Below are 23267 nucleotides of genomic sequence, written 5' to 3' on the forward strand. Positions count from 1 at the left end.
TTGAGGAGGTAGTGCGATGAGATACATACGACAATTTACGCGCAAGCAAGAGCGTAACCAGACGAAAACCTTAGAACAGCAAAAACACGACCTCGACTTGGCAAGAAAAGTCCTGACGGCCGTCACGGCCTTCAGCTTTATCGGTAATCCCTTTGCAGCCATGGCGGCGTCGACCGTTACTCGTGTAGATGGAACGAAAGTAGATTTTCAAAATAACGTAGGTAATATCTATGCTGAAAAAATTGTAAATAATAATACGGCGGTAAACCGATTCCAGGACTTCAAAATTGACGCCGGCGATATTGCCAATATGTATTTTAAAACAGATGCAAATAGCAAGGACTTGGCTAATAACTTAGTCAACTTTGTCAATACTCGCATCGATGTACACGGTACGCTCAATGCCATCAAAGAAAATAAAATCGGTGGGAATTTATTTTTCCTAAGTCCGGAAGGCATGGCCGTGGGAAAATCCGGTGTTATCAACGTCGGTTCGTTATATGTTATGACACCTGCGAACGTATCTTTAGATGAAGCTGCGTATACATATCATGGCTTATCTGATTTAATTGAAAACGATACAGAAGATGCGCTCAATCGCATGATGACCCTTAATATTCCTGTGAATTCCAGCGGCACAATCAGCGTATTAGGGAAAATTAATTCTGTCGGCGACGTTAAAATGGCAGCGGCTAAAATTGCTGTCGGAAAGAACGTCAGCGGAAAAGATTGGGCTGATGGGACTAAAAATGGAGAAATTGTAAAGGGTGCTGTAATCCGTACAGGCAATGGGACGGAATTTAATTTTTCTGATCTTGTAAATATCAAAGACGTTACTAGCGGCAAGGTGGTTGTCGACGCCGGATTGGGAAATACGTTGGCGGCGATAGAAAGCGGCAACGGAGATATTGTACTGTCTGCTAAGGCGGAAGACAAAAATACGGACTATTCAGATTTTAAAGAATTAGGAAAAAAACTTTTGAATATCACCGTTGATTTGCCTGATTTGCCGAAGACTATCGAGGCGTCTGTTGAAAATTACGGTACTATTACTGCTAAAGGCGACGCTGTTTTGAAAGCGGAAGCTACGAACGGCAACAAAGATTGGGCTGAAGAAACGTTAGATCAAAATACGCCTAACGGCGTAAATAATCCCGACTATGTGCCTGTGCCGGCGGCAGACGCAGATAATTATGTTCAAGTTATCGCAAACGTAAACGTACAGGGAGATGTTACGGCCGGCGGCGATGTAGAACTTGTTGCCGATGCTGATAATACGTATGTAGATAACGGCACCGCTCTTACCGATAAGGTAGGGAAGATTCTAGGGACAGCTATTACGCCGATGGCTGCTAATGTCATGATTTTAAGCAATAAAGCGCAAATTACCGTTGGTAAGGATGCCGATGTTACGGCAGGGGGGACGGTTGACGTTCATGCCAACGCAGTCCTCGACGGCACGGCCGGTGCTGCGGCTAATGGTCGTAAATTGATTAAATTAACTCCTGGTGCTATTCCTTCGGCAGCCGTCGGCTATGCAAACGCCGAAAACAGTGCGACCGTGAATATTGAAGGAACGCTTACCGCTAAGGGAGAAAATGTAAAAGATAAGACAGATACAGTAACGAATCCGGCAGTCAATATATCGGCTTATGCTGAAGAGAATTTGAGCAATTCAGCTACGCTGAATCTGAAATCTGGACTTGCAGGTGCAGAGACGTCTGCTTTAGCTGCAGCTGTTGCTGTAAGCGACAGCGCGAATACGGCTGAAGTTACGATTGATGGTGTAATACAAGCGGATAATGGCGATGTTGCTGTCAAAGCTGATACGAACACCTTGCTGACGGCGAATGCGGCGACGAAATCTCCTGATGATACGATCGGATCTACGGCAGTCAATGTCATGACTCACAAAGGCCAGGCTAATATTGTTATCAATGGGGATATTACGGCGCAGAACGTAGATATTGACGCGACGAATTACGTTGATGAAAATACGATAACGGCTAATAATTCCCTGGGAATGGGGAAACTCATGGCAGAGGCCATGAACGCTGCAAATGTTGGAAAAATTACAGATGCCCTCAAACAGAATCGATTAGTACAAAGCATAATAAATAAAGATGGGACGGCTACAGCAGATAAACCTGGTCTTTTCAAGCAGCTCAGTGAAAAATTGGCCGTTGGAGCAGCTATTGTCGTTGCCGATGAAACCAATTCTGCTAACGTTACGTTTGGAAAAACAGCCGATGTTACAGCGACGTCAGGAAACGTCCGAGCTGATGCCGACGTGAATATATATGATTCTCATATATACGCTTCCGGCACGGCTAATTCATACAAAAAGAGCGAAAGTGGTTCGACCGATACGGTAACTGTCGGTGCCGGCGTTGTCTATGCTGGTATGAATAATACAGCTTCTGTCGTCTTTGAAGACGGCTTGGATGCAAATGCCGATGAAAGCCATGCAAGTATAACTGCTGCTAAAGATATCAATATTACGAGTGGAACAACTATAGAGTACAATCGGCCGGAACGGATTAAACGTGAAATCGATAGAAGTATAGAAAATCTAAAATATGCAGTAGAAGCAATCGAAAATTTGCCAGAATATGAAGAAGAAAAATATAAAGATGTTATTGACGGACTGAAAAATTTGCAAGATAAATTAACGAAGTATGCCAAGACGTACAGCACGGATTTCATGGATGCTGTCAATAATCCTGACGCTATTACGGCAGAAGGAACGGCAAACCGGATTTTTGATGCTGCTGCCGGTGCAGTTGGCATTTATAACGACGTCATGGATTTACAGCAAAATGTTAATAATATGTTGGACGTTACCAGCCCCTTTGGCGCTGTCGTAAGCAACGCTCTCGGCGTCGTAACCAATGCTGTGGCCTTCACCGATCCAAACAACTATGCCAATGTTGCGGCATCTTCCTCGGCTAAAGGTGGTCAGGATAGTACTAAGCTATCTGTTGCCGGTTCTGTGACCGTGACTGATTTTAATAATACCAGCTCTGTCGACGTAGGTAAGTTTACGGAACTAAACGCCGGAAAAGATCTGGATTTAAAATCTGTCAATGCCGTTGAGGACGTTACGATTACCGGAAAGACCAAGTTCTGGAAAAACGATGCCGATGCGAAAGGCGGCGTCGGTATCGGTGCCAGCGTCAATTATCAGAATTTTGACACCTATTCTACAGTTTCTGTCGACGAAGGCGCGAGTTTTACGGCCGGCGACATCAGCATTGGCAGCGAAAGCGATATATTCCACGTCGGCGCGATGCTGGGAGCAGGGAAGAGCGACGGCAGCGCTATTAACGGCATGGTAACGATAACGGACAGCGACAGCTATAATAATGTCATCGTAGATTCCGACGCTATATTGCAGGCTGTAAAAGATGCTGATGCTCAGACGAATGGCGCTATCGATATTTGGGCTAATAACAACACTAACGTCAATAATGCTATCCTCAGCATATCTGCCAGCGGGGCCAACGTCGGCGCCGGCATAGGTGTGGCTCTCAATAATATCGATGTGCAGAACAGCGCCCAGGTCATTGACAATGACGGTACTGACGATGAGGACGACGATCTGGAAGGAAAGATCTCTGCCTCGGCATTGAGCGTAAACGCTGAAACGACAGGTCTTATTAACACTATCAGCATAGCCGGCGGTATGACGAGCAGCGGAGAAGACGAAAGCGGAGAAGAGGGATTTTTCGATAAAATCAAGGCTCCTTTTGATAAAGTCAACGAGACGAAAGACAATGTGCTGGAAGGAGTTAGCAATATTTCTAATAAGTTGCAGAGCGTACTTCAGACGATGGATTTAAATGCTTCGGCGGGAAGCGCAACGGCTGGCGACGAAGAAGCCGGAGTGCCTGGGTTCAGCTTTGCCGGCGCGGGAAGCGTGTCTCTTAATTTAGTAAATGACACGACGAAAGCCGTCGTCGACGGCGCGAATATTCAGCTCGAAAACGACGGGAAACTGCAAGTCGGCGCGAGAGATTCAGCTTTTACCGGCGCGTGGAGCGGCGCGGCCGGCCTTTCGTTCCGCAAAGGACAAAGCGGGGGATCGGGCGGCAATACGAGCGTTGCCGTTTCCGGAGCTGTCGGCGTCAATGATATTGACAACGAAATCACGGCTCTCGTTAAAAACAGCTCGATCACCGGCGCGAAAGACATCGATGTAACGGCCGTCAGCGGCGGTACGACCGTTGCGGCAGGCATTGGCGCGACGCTGACCAGCGATTCGACGGGCGGCAAAAATTACAGCGGCGGCGCGTCTGTTTCGGTGAACTTGATTGATAAAAATGTCAACGCCAATATGGACGACGTAACCTTAACGGGCGTCGTCGAAGGTGAAGACGACGCTCAGAAAGCTGTTACGGATATCGACGTGGCGGCGTATGAAAGTGATGTACAGGTTACGGGCGGCGTCAGGGCCGATATTGCCACTGGCGGCGGCAGTCTTGTCGGCGGCGGCGTGACCGTAGCTGACATTCATAACAATATCAATGCAGGTATTACCGGCGGTTCCTATACCGGTGTAAACGATGCAACCGTAAAAGGCATGTTGGCGACGACGCAGGTAACAGCGGCTGTTTCGGCCGGCGTGGCGACTGGCGGCAGCGGTACCAATAACGCTTTCAGCGGCGCAGCCGTTTATAATGGGCTCAGTAACGATATACATGCGTCCATTGACGGAGCGAATATTGTTGCTGAAGGAACGGTGGCTGTTGCGGCTAAGGACACGGAAGCTAGTTCAGACGAAGCAAAGCCGTATCAGGCGTTGCTTGGCGATTACAACGAGCACAATCAATTTGCTGCGGACCGGGGCATTGATACAGCGGGGACTAGTTTTTATAATGGCTTGGACACGGCTGACGCAGATGTTGATTACGACGGAAATGCAGGCAGCACAATCGTCGGTGCGGCAGTTGTTGCGACCGGCAGCAATGGAAATGCTGCTGGTGCGGCTATCAATATTGCCGATATTGACAATGACTTTACTGCCTCGGTCAATAACGCCTCCGTTACGGCCGACGATGTACTGGCTGAAGCCGATGCCGATACGCTTCTCGTCGGAGCGGCTGGCGGCGTGGCTGCCGGAACAAAAACCTTCGGCGGCATGGGCAGCGTAACGTGGCAGGATATCGACAACGATGTGACGGCGCAGTTCGTAAATTCGCAGATTACGACCAATACGGTTACGGCCAAAGCAGATAACAACACGCAGGCTATTAATGTCGCTGGCTCTGTATCCGTAGGCAAATCGGCAGCTGTGGGCGCGACGTTGGCCTATAATGCCTTGGACAATACAATCGGCGCATACATGAAAGGCAACTCCATAACCGCCTTGGGGGACGATGTAGACGTTGTCGTCGACGCAGATAATACCGGCAAGGTATACGGTATCGGCGCCGGCGTTTCCGCTTCCACTAAAGCTGCGATTAACGGCAGCGTAGCTGTAAACCGCGGCGGCAGCAATACAGAAGCTGTTATTGATAAGCGCGATGAAAAGGAATCGTATATTGAAGATGCAGGTACGGTAAAGGTGACTGCCGATGATGATACATACCGTCTGGCCGTCGTTGGTTCTGTTTCGGCCAGCGGGAAAGCGGCTGTCGGCGGCGGTGTCGCCTATAACGACGTCGGTGGTTCGTCAGCAGGCAGCGAAAGCAGCGGGCAAAATACGTTTGCGGCTATCAGAAATACGGATATTACGACGGCGGACAATAGTGAACAAGCAATTACTGTTGAAGCCAATGATAAGGCGCGGTTGTACACTATTTCTGTCGGCGTAGCTGCGGCAGGTACGGCGGCAGTACAAGGCTCTGCGGCAACGGCATTGATTAATAAGAATGTATCGGCCGCCTTTGAAAACAGCAGCGTCGATAAAGACGGCGGCACGACGGCTGATGTAACCGTTGAAGCGCAAAATGCCAGCGAAATAACGACATCTGCCGATGCCGTTTCCGTTGGGGGACGCGCAGGCGTCGGCGCCGGCGTTGCTGTAAACCGCATTGTACAGCAGACGAATGCAGCCGTAAACGGCAGCCAGATGAACGTGAAAGATCTCATGGTTCATGCTAACGGTACGCCGCGGATTGAAAACGTCGGCGTGGGCGTTGCAGCGGCAGGACAAGGTGCCGGCGTTGCCGGTTCCGTATCGGTCAACATGATCGACAACGACGTGACAGCCCATATCGGCAGCGGTGCGAATATCGCTGCCGACGGCAGCGTAGGCGTGGTCGCAACGAGCGACGAGCAAATCAGCAATTACAGCGGGATGCTTGCCGCTGCTGGCCAGGGAGCCGGCGTTGGGATTTCTGTCAGCGTCAATCAAATTCAAGGCGAAACCAGCGCGACTGTCGGCGATGAAGGCACGAATACGACTGTTTCTGCCAAAGGCAACGGCGACGGCTTGACGACACATACAGATATTTCCGAAGAGGATATCAATAATACCTTGATCAGCAGCGACACTGTCGATATGAATACGACGATTGGCAGACAGGATGAAACGCGCAAGGGATTTATTGTCGACGCTTCTTCGACTCGCGATATGAAATCGTTCTTGATTAACATCGGAGCTTCCGTTCAGGGCGCCGGCGTAGCGCCTACGGTCAACGTCAATATGATAGACGGCGCTACGACTGCCGGTATTTCCCATACGTCCGTGAATAAGGGCGTATCGGCCGGCGATGTATTCGTCAATGCCGGCGATTATACGAATATGTCCGGCTTTGTCGGAAGCGGCGGTGGTGCCGGCATGGGTGCTGGCGTGGGCCTCGGCAGCGATACCAATACAGTAAGCCGTGACGTCGAGGCTGTCGTGGATGGCAGCGATGTCAATGCCAAGGACTTTGAAATCGACGCGGAGTCGATGCAGGGCGTATCGTCCTTTACCGTAGGTGCTGGCGTAGCCGGTATTGGTGGCGGCGTAGCCGGCGTCGTGACAGTAACCGACCTTGCCAATACAACGAAGGCAGCGTTGTTTAATAGTAACGTAACGGCAAATACTGTCGACGTAACGGCTGATCATAAAGGCATCGTAAATGCTGGTAATGTCGGTGTTGGTGCAGCTGGTATTGGCGCAGGCGTAGGATTGTCGGTTGGTGTGCTGAAAGATAATTCGGAAACATATGCTCTGGTAAGCAATGATAGTACAGAAGAAAAGTCTATTGTGGCAGCCGGCGATGTTTCCATATCCGCGCAGAATACGATAACTGTGAAGCCTTCTATCTCAGCAACAGGAGCAGGCGTGGCGGGCGTAGCGGGAGCGACCTCTATCAATAATCTTAACAGTAAAGTTGTTACTGATCTTGCCAATGCAAATATTATATCGAAGAGTGGAAGTATTCACGGAACTGCTAATAATACCTTTAACATTGAAGCGTATATGGGCAGCCAAGCTGGCGGCGCCGTCGGTGTCGGTGCGGGCGTAACGGTCAACACGATTGACAGTACCGTGCAAATGAACGTTTCTGACAGCGAGTTGCAAGCGGCTCAAAATGTGGCATTGACTGCCGACGAAACTCGCAATATCCAGCAGACGGCTACGAATGTGGCTGCTGGCGGCGCAGCGATCGGAGCAAATATCGCCATTACGACAGTTGGGAAGAAAATTACTGATTCTGACGTACTGGCAGAGATTGATAGAGCTAACAACGCATTAGTAAACGAAGACACACAGGAAAACAATGCATCTGCCTTATTAAATGGCGCCGGCGACGCATTGAAAACTGCCGGTATTGAAGAAAGCAGCGTAACTCCGTCTATCGGCGCAGAATACGGCGGCGGCAAAAATTCTCAGATTACTGTCAATATTTCGAACAGCAATGTGACAGGTAGCGCGATTAAGGCTGAAGCAGCGGAACATGACGTCATTGGCATGACGCTGGGAAGCGGTTCGGCCGGCGGCGTAGCCATTAATGCCGGCGTTGGCATTCTTGATGTAAACCGTAATGTGGGAGTCCATATTACCGGCGGCCGTATGACGGCAAATGCGATTGACGTCAATACGAATATTACCGGCGAGGCAAACCTTGAAGTATATCAGGGCAGCGCCGGCGTAGTGAGCGGTAATGCCGCTGTCGGACAAGTCAGCACTAGCGGCAGCAGTACGATATCTATTGATAATGCGCGTTTTACGAGCAATGTAATGAACGTGCTGGCTGCCGACCATGGCGTAACCAACGTCAACGTACTCGGCGTTACTGTCGGAGCTGTTTCCGTCGGGGCCATTGTTGCTGGAGCTGAAAATACGGGCAATACGGAAGTAAAAATGCAAAATAGCAAGATAGAAGATAAAGACGGCGGCAACAACGGTACCGTTTCAATCAAGACGGACAAAGCCAATACGGTGACGGCTCATGCCATGGGCGGCGCCGGCGGTGCTTTAGCGGCTCAGGGCGTCGTGGCGACGGCCAGCGACGAAGGAGAGAGCCGCATTACCTTGCAGGCAGGAAACGCCTTAGCTGCGAAGGAAATCGCTATCGCCGCCAAGGCCAGCCCGGCTGTCAAAGCCGTAGCGGACAGCGCGGCCGTCAGTGTGTTTGGCACGGCTGGCGGAGCCGGTGCGGAGGCGACAGCTAACGGTACTGTTTCCGTAACTGTGGCTGACGGCAACGAACTGAACGCCGATACCGTAGATATTTCTGCCGACGCGGCGACGCAAGACGGAAAGAATACGGCTGAAGCGGCCGTCGTCGGCGCCAGCGGCAGCGGGTATTATACCCTTGCCGAAAACTTGGCAAAGGCCGACGTAGCCATGAATGTTACCGTAGATGTCGGCGATGTCGCCTACAAGACGGAGACGACGAAAACCCTCATCGGTTATAAAGACGTCGAGGATAGCACGACTGGCGAACGCACAGAAGTATATGCAGAAGATACGAAAGGCGTGACGAACCTCACACTCAGCAGCAACAACGCCGCCAAGGCGTCGGCCGATGCGAAGGGCATTACCATTGGCGGCATCTTCTCCAGCGGAAACAATCAGGCTTTGACCTCGAATACATCGCAGACGAAGGTCAGCCTCAGAAGCGGCAGTGAAAATACGCGGCTCGGCAGCCTGACCGTAACAGCGGCAGGTGCCGGAGACAACACGGCGAAGGCCGACGGTAGCGGCGGTGGCTTCATAAGCGGTGATTTGGCGGCTTACGTCAAAAATGAAATGAACGCGACGACGCAGGCCGACATCAGCGGTATGCTGGAAGTCGAAGGCGACGTGCGCATCGAAGCCCTGCAAAGCGACACGGCTAACATCAACGCCGACGCCCTGAAGGCGACTGTCGTCGGGGCCAGCGCGACGAAGGCTGAAAACTCGATTACGGGCACGACGGGCGTTTCTATCAGCGGCGCTGCGATTACCGGCGGCGGAGATATGGATGTCAATGCGGCCAATACGGTGACCTTTGGCGATAAGGAAAACTATGCTGTCGAAGGCAGCGGCTACGGCGGCGTCAACGTACAAGGTGCGGAATTTGACAATACTATCGATAAGAAGGCAAATATTGCCATTGCCAATAGCACTATCACGACGGACGGCGCTCAGAATTATGAAGCGAAGACGACGGGCAATTTGAACATAGGCGGATATATCAAGGCTGCCGGCTTAGGCGCATTTACCTGGGTAGACGTCGATAATACCGTTACGTCTACCGATAGGGTGTCTGTCGATGAAAACAGCTCGCTGAAGACGAAAAAGGCCGGCAAAGATATCGTATTGGCCGCTGTAGACAACGTGGACATGGCTGTCATCGGCGTTGCCGATACGCAGGGCGGCGCCGTTGGCGGAGCAAGCTCCGATGTGACGAGTACCTTGAACCGGAACAACAGCATTGCTGTCGACGGCACGCTGTACAGCATGAACGATGTCAATCTCTACGCCGGCAAGGATAAAGACGGCAGCGAAGGCAAGCTGGATCTGGAAGCCGATTCGGAATCGTACAATAAGACGGCCCTGGCCGTATCGAATCCCAAACTAAACGATGCGGTGAACCAGAATAACACCGTTACCATCGGTTCTGGCAGCGAAGTCAGCAGCGTCCGCAACATCAATCTGTATGCTGATGCTGGCAAGGAAACGATTCGCGACAGCAGCGTCTTGTACACCTGGTATTGGAGCGATAAAGACGAAAACTACACCAGTTCGACAGTCGGCCACGAAGAACCGAACAATAAGCACAGCAATAATTTTGTACAAGCCGACGGGACGCTCACGGCAGGCGTACAGAACAAGCAGTATATCACCATTGGCGGAACCTATGACCCCGAAACGGGAACGACGGACGCTTCGCAGCTTATCTTCTTCGATGACCAAGTCAAAGATGCGGTAAATGCTTATGAAAATGGGCAGGAGGCCGTAGGAAAGGACGACCTCATCATTAATGCTTCAGACGGCGTGGATAAGGATGGTATCGGCACGGGGACTATGGACTACGGCACGACACTGTTCGAGCGTTACAATGAGCTGGGCGAATTGATGCAGGCCTATGCGGAAGACCCAAGCTCGACTGCTTATTTGGGCTATAAAGCCGAGCGAGACCGCATAATGAGTCAGATGGAGTCGATGGGCCTGATCGAAGAGATTAAAGTTCTCGATAATGAAGGCAAGCCAACGGGAGAAACGTATAAGGCTCCTGTCGAAGGCGCTACCATCGACTATATCGAGCTGTCCGACATCGTAGCCAGCGGCGGCAATATCAACATCCAGAGCGATAACCTCAGCGGCGAAGGCTCCCTTACGGCGAAAGGCGCGCCGGAAGTCGTCGTCAATAACAACACGAACCTCTACCTGAAAGTGAATGACATTACGATTGGTGAAGCTGGCGGTGAAATCCATTACAACAATACGTCCCTCACCGGCGACGCGGCGAAAGACAATGCAACTATCAAAGGGCTCAACAAAGATGGGATGTCGGCAAACTTTGCCGTCATTTCCCCGGACGCCGCAGCGGAAACGGGCGGTCGCATCGTCATCAACGGCAATTATGGCGGTACTGCTGTGTATGCGAATGTGACGATTGACGGCCAGACCCAAACGATCCAGACGACGCCGCGGGCCGACATCGAGATCAATGGTCTCGTCGACGGCGGCGACGGTATAGTAGAAATCAGCAGCGCCGCGAACAATATCGTCATCCAAGGGGACAGCGCCTCTGACAGCGCCGGTGTGAAAGGCAAGACCGTCAAGCTGAGCGCCAGCAAAGGTTCGGTCAGCCAGGGCTTCCAGGAAGGCATCGTGAGCATCGGCGGCGACGTACAGGATCAATATGCTTCACAATATGACGAAGGTAAGAACCATTTCGACACTGAATACGGATTCCAACATGATACGGTCCATGACGAATGGAGCAAGAACGAAGAGGTAAAATCTGATGGCAACCGGATCGCCGGGGAAAATATTTACATCAGCGCTGCCGATATCAATATCAATGGCGAAATTCAGAGTGGATATGAAAAATACGTCGTTGAAATTAAGGATACGAATGAAGTACAAAATAAAATAAATGACCTCCGGCAGAACTGGCTGGATAGCGGCAGCGGCGTTTTGTCTGATGCTGAAATCATGACGGGAGATACGTACCGCATCGTTACGGGCGAAGATGTACGCGGTGAAGACGGCGTATATTACCGTACCTTAGACGTATATTATAATCCTTATACGGGACAGCTCGTCGTGCCTGACGTGGACGCCCACGGCGGCCAGGTCTACCTTACAGGCCGCATCAGCAGTACTGGCAGCGGCAGTATCAAGGTGCTGGACGGCGCGTATGATATTAACGTCCACAACGATACGACGACGGATCTCCAGTTGGGCAAGCTGGTCAGCAACGACGTATCCGGCCTCATCAGCATTACGGATACGGCGAAAAATACGCTGACAGAATTTACTCGCGGCCAGACTATCGTCAAAGATTTGACGAAACTTGAAGATGGCGATTATGTAACCCTAGATACTATTAAAGGCGGCTCAAACGTATATAAGCCTCAGGAGGGCCTCCGTTACAACTGGACTACAGGGCAAGAAGTTACGACAAAGGAAGAATATAGCAATACCATTAAAGCCGGCTTGTGGGGCGCTGTAGAAACTATGGATAAAACGCAGTTGGATGACTTCGAGGAAAGCCATAAGCCGTCGACTCCGGCGAAAGAAACGGAAAAAGACAAGCCTAACGGCGAATACATTGGCAGTATCAGTACGAGCAAGGACGGCATCGACAACGACGACAACTTTATCGTCATTTATGATAATACGAAACTCAACGAAGACCGCGTTGGTCCCGGCGAGCCGGAACGGTGGAGCACAGGGTTCCTCGGCTGGTTTAAGTGGGAAAAGTATACTTGGACAAAAGTTACAGGTACATCGCAGCAGTACGTCGCCAGCGTCAAAGCCGATAAGCCCATCGAAATCGGCTTTTTCGGCAACGCCGACGGCAACAGTAACATCAACATTAATGCGGCAGGCAACATCAACCTGACTAATACGATCGGCTCGGCCAGCAGCGGAACCGGTTCTGTCATTGACATCGCCAGCACAGGCGGCGCCATCAATCAAAAAGGCGGCTCCCTTGTCGGCGATAACATTAACTTGCAAGCGGCAGCGGGTATCAACGATGTAAATATCACTTCTATGGGCGATACAGTTCAGCTCAATGCCGTCAACAGTGGCAGCGGCGACGTAACCATCGATGTTAGCGCTGCCTACGGTACGAAGGGCAACGTCGTCATCAATCAGTTGTTTGCCGGTTCGGCCGATGCGCAGAAAGGCAACGTATCGTTGACAGCTGCTGGAAATATTACTCAAAGTGGTACGGGTGTCAGCGTCAGCGGTAACCGCATCGACCTGACGAGCGAAAACGGTGCCATCGGCACAGATGAACAGGCTATCGTAGTAAACGGCGGGCAGAGTATTGTCGACGGCACGGATTCGCTGTCGGCCAGCGTCAACGCCCAGGCCAAAGACGACATTAACTTGACGCAGGCCCAAGGCGACATGCGTATTGGCCGCGTTTATTCGGACAATGGCGACGTAACCATCACGGTGACAAATGGCAGTCTCATCGACGCCCTGCCTGACGGCGAGACCATCGACCATGGCAGTACAGACGCGCTTATCCAGAAGTGGAAAGACCTGGGCCTCATCGATGGCGACGGTAAATACACGGAAAGCCAAGAACAAGATGTAGCTGAGTATGAAGCGGCTGTGAGAAACGAATTCGAACAGTACGAGATGTTGAAAGGCTATTACGAAGATGGAGAACAGCACAGCAACGATACCGGATATGCGGCTTATGAAAAGCTGGCGGAAACGTATGGCGGCTATGAAAGTGCCGACGCTTATCTGGCTGGAGATGCGGCGCGAACGCACATAGGTGAACTCCGGAAAGAAGGAGCCGGCTGGTCTGAAGATCAGCTCTTGTATGCGATTTCCGATGCGGTCATCAACCAGGAAAGCGGTGCGACGGATACTATTGTCAAAGATCCGAACCTCAAAGGGCATAACATCACGCTGAATGTAAATAAAGACGTTGGCCGCAACAGCGATGAAACGACGAAAATTCAATTGGCCGGCCTTGGCTCCCGCGTTGAAGATCTCAAGCAGTTGGCCAACGCCAATGCAGGAAGCGTAACGTGGAACGAAGCAGAGGGCGTCGCTATCATCAACGAAAAGACACCTCTCGGCGTCCAGCTGACTGGCACTGGCGGCAGCTTGAACGTCCAGGCCGGCGGCAATGTTTATTTGGCGGGCCGGACTGAAGGCGACGGCGAAGTGACCAATGTCCTGAACGTCGACTCGATCAAAGGCGGAAATATCCGCCTGCAAGGGAAGGACGGCATTTACAACGTCCATGCCGACTTAAACGAAGCAGCCATTACGGGCAATAACCTGCTCATGCAGGGCGGCGACGGCAGCATCGGCACGGCTGATAAGGCCATGACGATCGACGTATCCGGGCCGGTACAGATGACGGCTGGCGACAATATTTACGTAAACCAAGTCGGCGACGACGCCTTGCAGATTTACTCCATGGGCGCAGGACAGGACATCGTGTTGGCGGCCAAGACGGATATCGTGAGCGCCAATACGCCTGTTTCGTCTGACGAAGAAGACGACGAAGACGGCGGCACGGTCCTGGCTTCCGGGTATATTCGCAGCGATGGCGGGTCCATTTCCCTTACGGCTGGCGGCGCCATCGGCACGGAAGGCCAAGGCCTACGCATTTTGGACAACGGCGCCGTAGTCAATGCCGCCGCCCAAGGTGACATCTATGTGGCCGGCGTCAGCGGAACTGGTTCTACAGGAACCTTGGCTATTGGCAAGATCAACTCGGCAGGCGGCGACGCGTCGATTACGGCTGAAACGGACATTGCCTTTGCCGCCGACAGCCTTGTCTCGGTCCAGAATGGAACGGGTACGTTGACCTTGACGGCTGAACAGGGCAGCGTAACGCAGGGCAAAGGCGAAGAAGACAGCGGCATCTATGCCGGTACGGTCGACGTTTCCAGCAAGGGCAGCCAGCTGTTGGAAAATGCGCAGAACACGGTTACGAATTTCGTCGTCCGCGGCTTGGAAGAAGACAACAGCCTGACGGGCAATGTCCATCTGGTGAGCGGCGCTGAAACCGTACATATCAATTTCTCGGCTGATGAGGAAAAGGGTCTTACGGTCAACGACGGCAGTATTACCGTTCATCATAACGGCAGTGCCGACGGCGAACTCAGAGTGACCGGATCGGCGACAACGAAGAATGCTAGTAGTGACGATTCAATCAAAACGGACATCGTCATGAGCAGTCTTGGGAGTTTGACTAGCGATGGAGCGCTGGACAGCGCCGGAAATGTGTGTATGGATGCGGCCGGTAATATCACGCAGAAAAACAGCGTCACTGCCGTTGGAGAAGCGATGTTTACGAGTGATGCGGGAAGCATTTCTTTGACTGGAACAACGACGGCCGGCCGCGTAGAAGCGACGACGGAAAGCGAAGCCGACGAAGGAACGATTACGTTCAGCGGTGACGTGACGGCTAACACCGGCGACATCACCGTTGATTCAAACGGCGGGGCCATTACGATCGGCAGCAGCGCTGTCTCGGAAAAATCATATATTGACTTGTCGAGCGAAACCGGTGCGATTACCGTGACGGGCAGCGCAAAGGCTGGCGGTGATGTGACGGCGGAAACAAAGGATGGCTCGATTACCTTCGGCCAGGAAAGCACCAAGACTGGAAGCGTGACGTCGGCGACGGGCAACGTCACGGCCAAGACGGACAGCGGCAATATTTCGGTCTACGGTACCGCCGACGCTGATAAAGACATTCTTTTCGAAAGCAGCGTAAGCGGAACTATCCGTGTCGACGGCACGTCGACGGCAGGCCAGCACTTTACGGCAGAAACGGGAAGCGGCGATATCGCTCTTAACGGCAGCGTCAAGGCGATGGACGGCGACGTCACGGCGACCAGCAAAAAAGGTTCCATTTCGACGTCGGAGGATGTCTTTGCCGGTCAGAATGTAACGGTCGAAACCGTCAGTGGGCTGATTGACCTTGGCGGTAAGGTAACGGCCAAGGCCGGCGCAATCACGGCGACGACGACGGGAAATACCAGCGGAACCAGCGGTTCGATTACTCTCAAAGGAGATGCCGACGCAGCCCAGACGATTACCCTGAGCAGCGACGGCGGTGCGATTACCGTGACAGGCAGTGCAAAGGCTGACGGTGATGTGACGGCGGAAACAAAGGATGGCTCGATTACTTTCGGCCAGGAAGGATCGGCGGACAGCAGCGTGACGTCGGAATCTGGCGAGGTGAAGGCGACGACAGGACGCGGCGACATTACGATCTACGGCACGTCGACTGCCGGAACTGATTTTACGGCTAAGACCGATGCCGGAGACATTACGCTAGACGGAAACATTACTGCTCAAACGGGCATGGTCATGGCTCAGGCCTTTTCCGGTAGCATTTCTGCCGGCGGGACGATTACATCCGCATCAAATACGGAATTGACGGCGACAGGCGTTGCGACTGACGATTCGGGCAACATTACTGTCAACGGCGAAATTGCTTCCGGCAAAGAAGTACATGCTTCAGCGACAAACGGCAGCATTCGTTTTGAAGGCACAACGACGGCCAGCGCCGGCGACGTGACGGCAACCGTTTCTGGCGACGGTGATATCACGTTTAATGGCGCCGTAACGGCTGTATCGGAAGGCGACGCAGGAGGCAACATTGCGGCGACTGTTTCCGGCACAGGCAATATTACGACGGACCGCGATGCCGTATTCAAGGCGGACAAGGATATTCAATTTACGACGAATGCCGGAAGTATTACGACCAATAGCGAAGTGGACGCCGGAGGAAACCTTGCCTTTACGGTGGAAACCAAAGGCGATATGATCGTTCGCGATGACCTGACGGCAGGGCAAAACATTGATTTAAACGTAAATTCCGGCAATATCCTCTTTGAAGGCACGCAGGGCGGCGTTCGTGAAGATATTTATGTAACGTCGGATCAGGGCGACGTGACCGTTTCCATCAACGAAAGCGGCAGCGGCGATATTAAAGACACGAACGGCGAAGGCGAAACGGGAGACCGGGCGCATCTTAAAGCGGGGGAAGGCAATGTAACCGTTAAACACGACGGCATAGGCGACGTCGACTTGTATGAAGTCTATGCTAAGCAAGACGCGGGTATTTCCGTAGCTGACGGCAATCTTCACCTCGTCGACGTCAGCGGCAACCTCGTAGCTATTTTCGTGAAGTCCGAAGGCAAGGAAATGGATGTGGAAAACATCGAAGCGGCCCAGCAGATTGCTATTTCCGGCTCCAACATGGATCTGGACAGCATCAAGCAGCGTGAAGACGGCGACGGCTTCCTGGTCATTACGCCGGAAGGCACGGCGGACGACCAGCCGATTGACAACCTCGTGATCGGCGACATCCTGACCAACGGCGGCGTGCGTTTCGACCATCTGTGGCTGAATACCGGCAATATCCACGTCAGTGAGGGAGCGCTGCATCTGGACAAGGTTTACGTACAGGATAAGGCCACCTTCAGCACCGACGACATGACGACGAACGTCTTCGGCTCGGCTCCGGTCTACGATGACAGCGTATCGAGCTCGTACTGGGTCAACACGAGCATCAACAGCCCGAAGGACGACCTCGCGGCGTGGAACAGCGACGAGCTGAACGACAAGTGGATGCATATCTTCTTCTCGCCGGAAGGAACCGTCCAGATCAGCAACGGCAACCTGCTCCATCTGGCTGACCACAATTACGCATACAATCAGCGGTACAGCCAGGTCGACTGGATGAACATATTTACTGACAAAGATTTTTATAACTTCTACGACCGGTACTATGCGCCTGAATTGTCGTACCACGAACGGTACGGCCTGACGAGCGGCAGCGGTCACAGCGTAGAAAACGCTGAAGAAGACGAGGTCATCGTCGAATAAGGAAAGGCAGTTTGTATGAACTACATGGCAGCAGGGGCCCTGCATGATAGGGCTCCCAGCTGCTGTAAGAGAAAGGATGGGATTCCCATGAACAAAAAAGCAGAATTATTTCAAGACTATTTAAAAGAAAAACAAATCGCGGCCTTTACGGTCGACGAAATCCAAGACGATGCGCTGAACACCGTCGTCTTCCGCTCCCACATCGACGTCGGCGGCAACCAGCTTCCGACGCTGGTCATTCTGGACAGCAGCATTTACTGCATGATCCGCCTTCTCGTCGCGCCGAAAGCCCTGCGCGATGACAACAAGGAAGCCGTGCTGGAGCTCATGAACGGCTACAATAAGAAGTACAAGTCCTTTAAATACTACGCCGACGACGAAGGCAACCTCGTCATGGACACGTGCGTATTGTTCAAGGACGGAGAAGCCGACGGAGACATGATTTACACCATGTTCAACGTCATCATCAACCACTTGAACGAATCATACAAAGACACGATGAAGGCCATTTGGCAGTAAAAGCGAATGGTGCAGTGCATAAAAAACGGGCCTGCTTCGCGCAATCGCGCGGGCAAGCCCGTTTTGCTGTTATGATTTTAAGCAACTAGCCTGGCGTGGCGTTGGCCGTAAACAACGCAAGAGCCCCTTCAAGAGTGCAGTCTTGAAGGGGCTCGTTGTGTTTTGCATACTTTTCAGTCTACACGCTGAGTATACCAAGTTTTCGGCAGATAGTCAATGCTGAAATTTCTCCTTATTATGCTATGTGTAATCTATTTTTTATAGTTTTTGTAATACCTTTGGGATGTTACAGGATCACTTACATAATATTTCTCTATCGGGATTTACTTCCAGAGGATTTTATTCTCACTTAGACAGAGGATTTGCATGAGAGAGGTTATGTTTTCGATGCAATAAGTGAAATATAGCTAGATTCAATTTGCATAAGATGAACGTTTTACTTGAATCTGTCTTGCGAAAGCCTTCGATTTAAGGTATAATATAAATACCAAATGGTCATGATACAATGTACACTTAAATCTAATGTGCAACAATATTTAAGGATGAGAAAATCAATTCTTTTAACATGACGGAATAAGGGAACGGATTCAAGGATTTTTATGGATTCCCCAATAAATGAGGAGTTTACACCATGGATAATTGGATAGATGCCGCTCGGCTTACGGTTATCGTAGGGCACTTTGGCAGCGGCAAAACGGAATTTGCCGTAAATATGGCAATGGCCTTGGCTGATAAGGGGTATCCCTTTGCCTTGGCTGATTTAGATGTCGTAGACCCGTATTTTCGCTCGCGCGAATGCCGGGATATGATAGAAGAACGAGGCGGCCGGCTGATTGCCAGCTCGCAGATGCATGTAGATGCTGACTTGCCGTCTATGCCGCCCGATGTATTTGCCTTGTTTGATAATCCTGAGTTATATGGGATTTTAGATATTGGCGGCGACCCGTCGGGAGCCAGAGTGCTGGCCCGCTATCGTCATGATCTTCAGCGATGCGGAGCCCGCGTGCTGTGCGTCGTCAATGCCAATCGGCCCTTATCGGATACGGCAGAAAAAGCCGAACGATATGTACGGGCCATTGAACAGTCGTCAGGAATGAGAATCGACGGCTTGGTCAATAATACGCACTGCTGCCAGCTGACAGATGTTGAAGACGTCGTTGCCGGCGCGAAGATGGCCCAGGAAGTATCGGTATTAACCGGAATCCCCGTAGTCTGCCACGCTGTCCCCCTACATTTGGCAGATCGGGTTTCGGATTTAGTATATCCTGTATTCCCTATGCAGTTGTACATGAAGAAACCTTGGGAATGACACCCGCAAAGAAAGGAGACGTAACACCTATGGCAATGCATTTGACTTTCAGAAAAGAGCGTTGTAAAGGATGCGGTTTGTGCATCACCGTATGTCCCAAACAGATTCTGGCCTTAGAAGACGGCACGAATATTAAGGGCTACCGGCCGGCACACTGCACGGATGAATCGCTCTGCATCGGCTGCGCAAGCTGCGCAAGAATTTGCCCGGATTCGATCATTACTATTGAAAAGGACTAACAAAGAGGAGTGTGAACTGTTCCATGAAAAGAGAAATTTGGAAGGGCAGTGAAGCTATAGCTGAAGCCGCAATTCGTGCAGGCTGTCGCGGTTTCTTCGGATATCCCATTACCCCGCAGAATGAAATCCCTGAATATATGTCGCTGAGAATGCCTCAGGTAGGCGGCGTGTTCGTACAGGCTGAATCGGAAGTAGCAGCTATCAACATGGTATACGGCGCGGCCGGCTCCGGCGTTCGCGCTATGACGTCCTCGTCGTCTCCGGGCGTCAGCCTGAAACAGGAAGGCATCAGCTACGCCGCAGGCGCACAGCTGCCGGCGGTTATCGTCAACGTCATGCGCGGCGGCCCGGGCCTCGGCTCCATCCAGCCGTCCCAGGCAGACTATTTCCAGGCAACCCGCGGCGGCGGCAACGGCGACTATCGTACGCCGGTCCTGGCTCCGGCCAACCTGCAGGAAGCCGTTGACCTCGTACAGGAAGCCTTCGATATTGCCGATCAGTACCGCACGCCTGTCGTCGTCCTGGCAGACGGCCTTATCGGCCAGATGATGGAACCGATCGTATGGAAAGAACACAAACAGCGTCCCCTGCCGCCGAAGGACTGGGCTTCGAGCGGACGCGGCGACCGTGACCACAACAACTTCATCAACTCCCTGCTCATCGACGCCCCGTCGTGCGAAAAGCACAACGAAGAGCTGCTGAAGATTTACGCAGAAATCGAAAAGAACGAAGTACGCTGGGAAGAAATCATGCTGGAAGACGCAGAGCTGGTCTTCACGGCCTATGGCACGCCGGCCCGTATTGCCATTACCGTTGCGGAAAACCTGCGTAAGAAAGGCATCAAAGCCGGCGTATTCCGCCCGATTACGCTGTGGCCGTTCCCGTATGCCCGCCTGAGAGAAATTGCAGAACAGGCATCGGTTAAGGTATTCCTGGACGTAGAAATGAGCGCCGGCCAGATGGTCGAAGACGTCAAGCTTGCCGTCGGCGACCGGAAACCGATCGATTTCTATGGCCGGTTGGGCGGCATGATCCCGACCGTTTCGGAAATCGAAGCCAAGGCAGAAGCAGTCATGGGGGAGGTAAAATAATATGAAGACTATATATGCAAAGTCCAAAGGCTTGCAGGATACCGAATTACATTACTGCCCCGGCTGCAGCCACGGTATCGTGCATAAATTAATTGCGGAAACGCTGGAAGAAATGGATGCGATCAAGACGGCTATTGGCGTATGCCCCGTAGGCTGCTCCGTATTCGCCGGCAACTACTTTGCCTGCGATATGCTGGAAGCCGCTCACGGCCGTGCGCCTGCCGTAGCGACGGGCGTAAAACGCACCCATCCGAACGTCCCCGTCTTCACCTATCAGGGCGACGGCGACCTGGCATCCATCGGCGCGGCAGAAATCGTACACGCTGCCATGCGCGGTGAAAAATTCACGACGATCTTCATCAACAACGCAATCTACGGCATGACGGGCGGCCAGATGGCGCCGACGACCCTGATTGGCCAGCGCGCTACGACGGCTCCCTTGGGCCGTACGGTAGAACAGGCGGGCAAACCGATGCGCGTGGCAGAAATGCTGTCGACGTTGGACGGCCTCGTCTATGCAGAACGCGTCTGCGTTGTCGATATTCCACACTTGATGAAAGCGAAAAAGGCGATCAAGAAAGCCTTTGAACGTCAGATGAACGGCGACGGATTTACCTTTATCGAAGTATTAGCCGCCTGCCCGACGAACTGGGGTATGGATATTCATGAAGCAAACAAGTGGCTCATGGAAAATATGGCTACGTACTATCCTCTTGGCGTAATTAAAGATGCGGAGGTGCAATAATATGAAACACGAAGTCATACTCTCCGGTTTTGGCGGCCAGGGCGTCATGTCTATCGGTAAAAACCTTGTAGAAGCAGGGGTAGAAGAAGATCTGCAGGTTTCATGGGTGCCCTCGTACGGCCCGGAAATGCGCGGCGGCACGGCGAACTGTACGGTTATTTTGAGCGATGAACGCATTGGTTCCCCGCTGGTAGAATATCCGTCGGAAGTCGTGGTCATGAACCGCGCGGCATTGGCGAAATTCGGCCCGCATGTACAAAAAGGCGGCATTATGTTCATCAACAGCAGCATTGTGCCGGACAAGGTAGACCGTGACGACGTCAAGGTATACTATGTACCGTGCGATGACATTGCCCGCGAACTGGGCAATCCCAAGGTCAGCAACATGGTTATGCTCGGCGCATACGTAGCGGCTACGAAGGTGCTGAAAGTAGAAACCATCGAAAACATGATTCATGAAATGTTCACGGGCAAGAAAGCCAAACTCGTTCCGCTGAACATGGAAGCCTTGAAACGCGGCATCGCCTGCGTAGAAGGATAAAGGACGCTCGATTATAATTACATAGCGGAAAACCTTTTTGCGGGTTTCTAATAACAGGAAAATCCCGGTACTGTTTGCATAGCAGCACCGGGATTTTCTTTTTTCTGATTAATGAGAGATATACCTGTTGAGAAGTTTGATTGTCGGTTTGATCTTTATCATCGGCATCACTATTATTGAAAGGATTTGTCGATACGGTTACGGCCATCAGCCAGTTTGATCCTATTTGGGAATGAAAAAACAGGGCAGCGGCTGTGCGTCGCTGTCCTGTTTTGCTGCGGGATGTTATTCTTTGATTGGCCGCGCCTGCGATTGGGCGATGGCTGCGATTTCTTCAGCCGGAATGCCTGTAATTTGGGAAATGGTTTCATAAGGAAAGCCTTTTTGGAGCATGGACAGGACGATGCGATGCCGCTCTTGTTCCTGGCCTTCTTTTCGTCCTTCTTCCAAGCCTTCTTCGCGGCCCTTTTCGATGTTGTACATCATGGAAATGTAGTCGCGCCGCGCTTTTTCTTGAATTTCGTATTTACGGCGCAGCTTTTCATCCTGAGTAAAATGCATTTCGCAGTTCATCGCTTCTTTGATGGCCGGTTCACTCATGGCTAACACCTCCCGTTGTTCGTCGCTGCATTGATGAGAAAAGTAAGCGATCCATTGTTCAGACTTGCGCAATTTTCGAATGTCTCCGATGCGTATTTTTTCCAGCTCGATAAAATGCATTTCCAAATCGCCGATGAGGATGTCGTGGGTTTCATCGTTGCGTACGTGGTAGGAGTGATGACACGTCGTATACTGCTCAAAGGCGTTGAAGTCCATCAAGTTGATGGAAATGGCCGGCATCAGGCTGCGGTAGGGCGCGCCTTTATGAAGTGCGCCGCTGTACATTCTTGCCCAGTAGTATAAGGAACGGCGGGCCATATCGGGGTCTTTGCAGACCTGCACTTCGATATTGACCTGAGAGCCGTCGTTCATTCGGGCCCGTATGTCGAGGACAGACACCTTGCCGGCTTCGGTGATGGGCGTCATTTCTTTATCCAGAAACTCTAAATCGGTAAACAGGTCGTTTCCCGTTCGGTTTAAGATGCCGTTGATAAAGCTCAGGGTCAGCGATTTTTTCTTCTCATCGCCGAGGAGATATTTGAAAAATACGTCGTTGAGTCTGTTGAGTTCTCGCGTCATGGGAACCTCCTTAAACATATTGTATCACGGTTTTTTTATTCCATATAGAGGCGCGGCCTTTCTCATATAGCATAAAAATCTATAGGCGGACCGGTAAAAAAAAGCCCCGCGGTGTCCTGGCGGGGCAGGATATTTCGCGGGGCTAGGAAAGCCGAAGGGAGT

General features: G+C 51.8%; 8 protein-coding genes. 7 read left to right on the forward strand and 1 reads right to left on the reverse strand.

Annotation, left to right across the window (positions count from 1 at the left end):
• The first annotated feature begins 16 nt into the window (after window positions 1–16).
• The 7 genes from DKB62_RS07925 to DKB62_RS07955 all read left to right on the forward strand — a co-directional run bounded on the left by DKB62_RS07925 (window position 17) and on the right by DKB62_RS07955 (window position 21926).
• Window positions 17–17482 (forward strand): leukotoxin LktA family filamentous adhesin, encoded by a 17466-nt coding sequence (locus tag DKB62_RS07925; protein WP_107195470.1) that lies wholly within the window; start codon window positions 17–19, stop codon window positions 17480–17482.
• 87 nt (window positions 17483–17569) lie between these two features.
• Window positions 17570–18001 (forward strand): YbjN domain-containing protein, encoded by a 432-nt coding sequence (locus DKB62_RS07930; protein WP_095629278.1) that lies wholly within the window; start codon window positions 17570–17572, stop codon window positions 17999–18001.
• Window positions 18002–18632: 631 nt separating this feature from the next.
• Window positions 18633–19310 (forward strand): hypothetical protein, encoded by a 678-nt coding sequence (locus DKB62_RS07935; RefSeq protein ID WP_107195469.1) that lies wholly within the window; start codon window positions 18633–18635, stop codon window positions 19308–19310.
• Between the two features lie 35 nt (window positions 19311–19345).
• Window positions 19346–19549 carry a ferredoxin family protein gene (locus DKB62_RS07940; protein ID WP_240320149.1) on the forward strand — a complete coding sequence of 68 codons (204 nt, stop codon included), beginning with the start codon at window positions 19346–19348 and terminating at the stop codon, window positions 19547–19549.
• 23 nt (window positions 19550–19572) lie between these two features.
• On the forward strand, window positions 19573–20640 hold the full coding sequence (locus DKB62_RS07945; RefSeq protein WP_087477305.1) for a 3-methyl-2-oxobutanoate dehydrogenase subunit VorB: 1068 nt from the start codon (window positions 19573–19575) through the stop codon (window positions 20638–20640).
• A 1-nt stretch (window position 20641) separates the two neighbouring features.
• On the forward strand, window positions 20642–21385 hold the full coding sequence (locus DKB62_RS07950; RefSeq protein WP_087477306.1) for a thiamine pyrophosphate-dependent enzyme: 744 nt from the start codon (window positions 20642–20644) through the stop codon (window positions 21383–21385).
• Window position 21386: 1 nt separating this feature from the next.
• Entirely contained in the window at window positions 21387–21926 is a 540-nt protein-coding gene (locus DKB62_RS07955) for a 2-oxoacid:ferredoxin oxidoreductase subunit gamma family protein (RefSeq protein WP_087477307.1), read from the forward strand.
• Between the two features lie 285 nt (window positions 21927–22211).
• Here DKB62_RS07955 and DKB62_RS07960 read toward each other — a convergent pair whose 3' ends face one another.
• Window positions 22212–23105, reverse strand: coding sequence for an Rpn family recombination-promoting nuclease/putative transposase (locus tag DKB62_RS07960; RefSeq protein ID WP_107195468.1), 894 nt, complete (start codon window positions 23103–23105; stop codon window positions 22212–22214).
• Window positions 23106–23267: the final 162 nt, after the last annotated feature.

Source organism: Megasphaera stantonii (assembly GCF_003367905.1).
Classification (GTDB): Bacteria; Bacillota; Negativicutes; order Veillonellales; family Megasphaeraceae; genus Megasphaera; species Megasphaera stantonii.

Excerpts from the sequence above, each read along its gene's own strand:
- DKB62_RS07935 (WP_107195469.1), top strand. The coding sequence starts at position 18,633 with ATGGATAATTGGATAGATGCCGCTCGGCTTACGGTTATCGTAGGGCAC.
- DKB62_RS07950 (WP_087477306.1), top strand. The coding sequence starts at position 20,642 with ATGAAGACTATATATGCAAAGTCCAAAGGCTTGCAGGATACCGAATTA.
- DKB62_RS07930 (WP_095629278.1), top strand. The coding sequence starts at position 17,570 with ATGAACAAAAAAGCAGAATTATTTCAAGACTATTTAAAAGAAAAACAA.
- DKB62_RS07945 (WP_087477305.1), top strand. The coding sequence starts at position 19,573 with ATGAAAAGAGAAATTTGGAAGGGCAGTGAAGCTATAGCTGAAGCCGCA.
- DKB62_RS07940 (WP_240320149.1), top strand. The coding sequence starts at position 19,346 with ATGCATTTGACTTTCAGAAAAGAGCGTTGTAAAGGATGCGGTTTGTGC.
- DKB62_RS07955 (WP_087477307.1), top strand. The coding sequence starts at position 21,387 with ATGAAACACGAAGTCATACTCTCCGGTTTTGGCGGCCAGGGCGTCATG.
- DKB62_RS07925 (WP_107195470.1), top strand. The coding sequence starts at position 17 with ATGAGATACATACGACAATTTACGCGCAAGCAAGAGCGTAACCAGACG.
- DKB62_RS07960 (WP_107195468.1), bottom strand. The coding sequence starts at position 23,105 with ATGACGCGAGAACTCAACAGACTCAACGACGTATTTTTCAAATATCTC.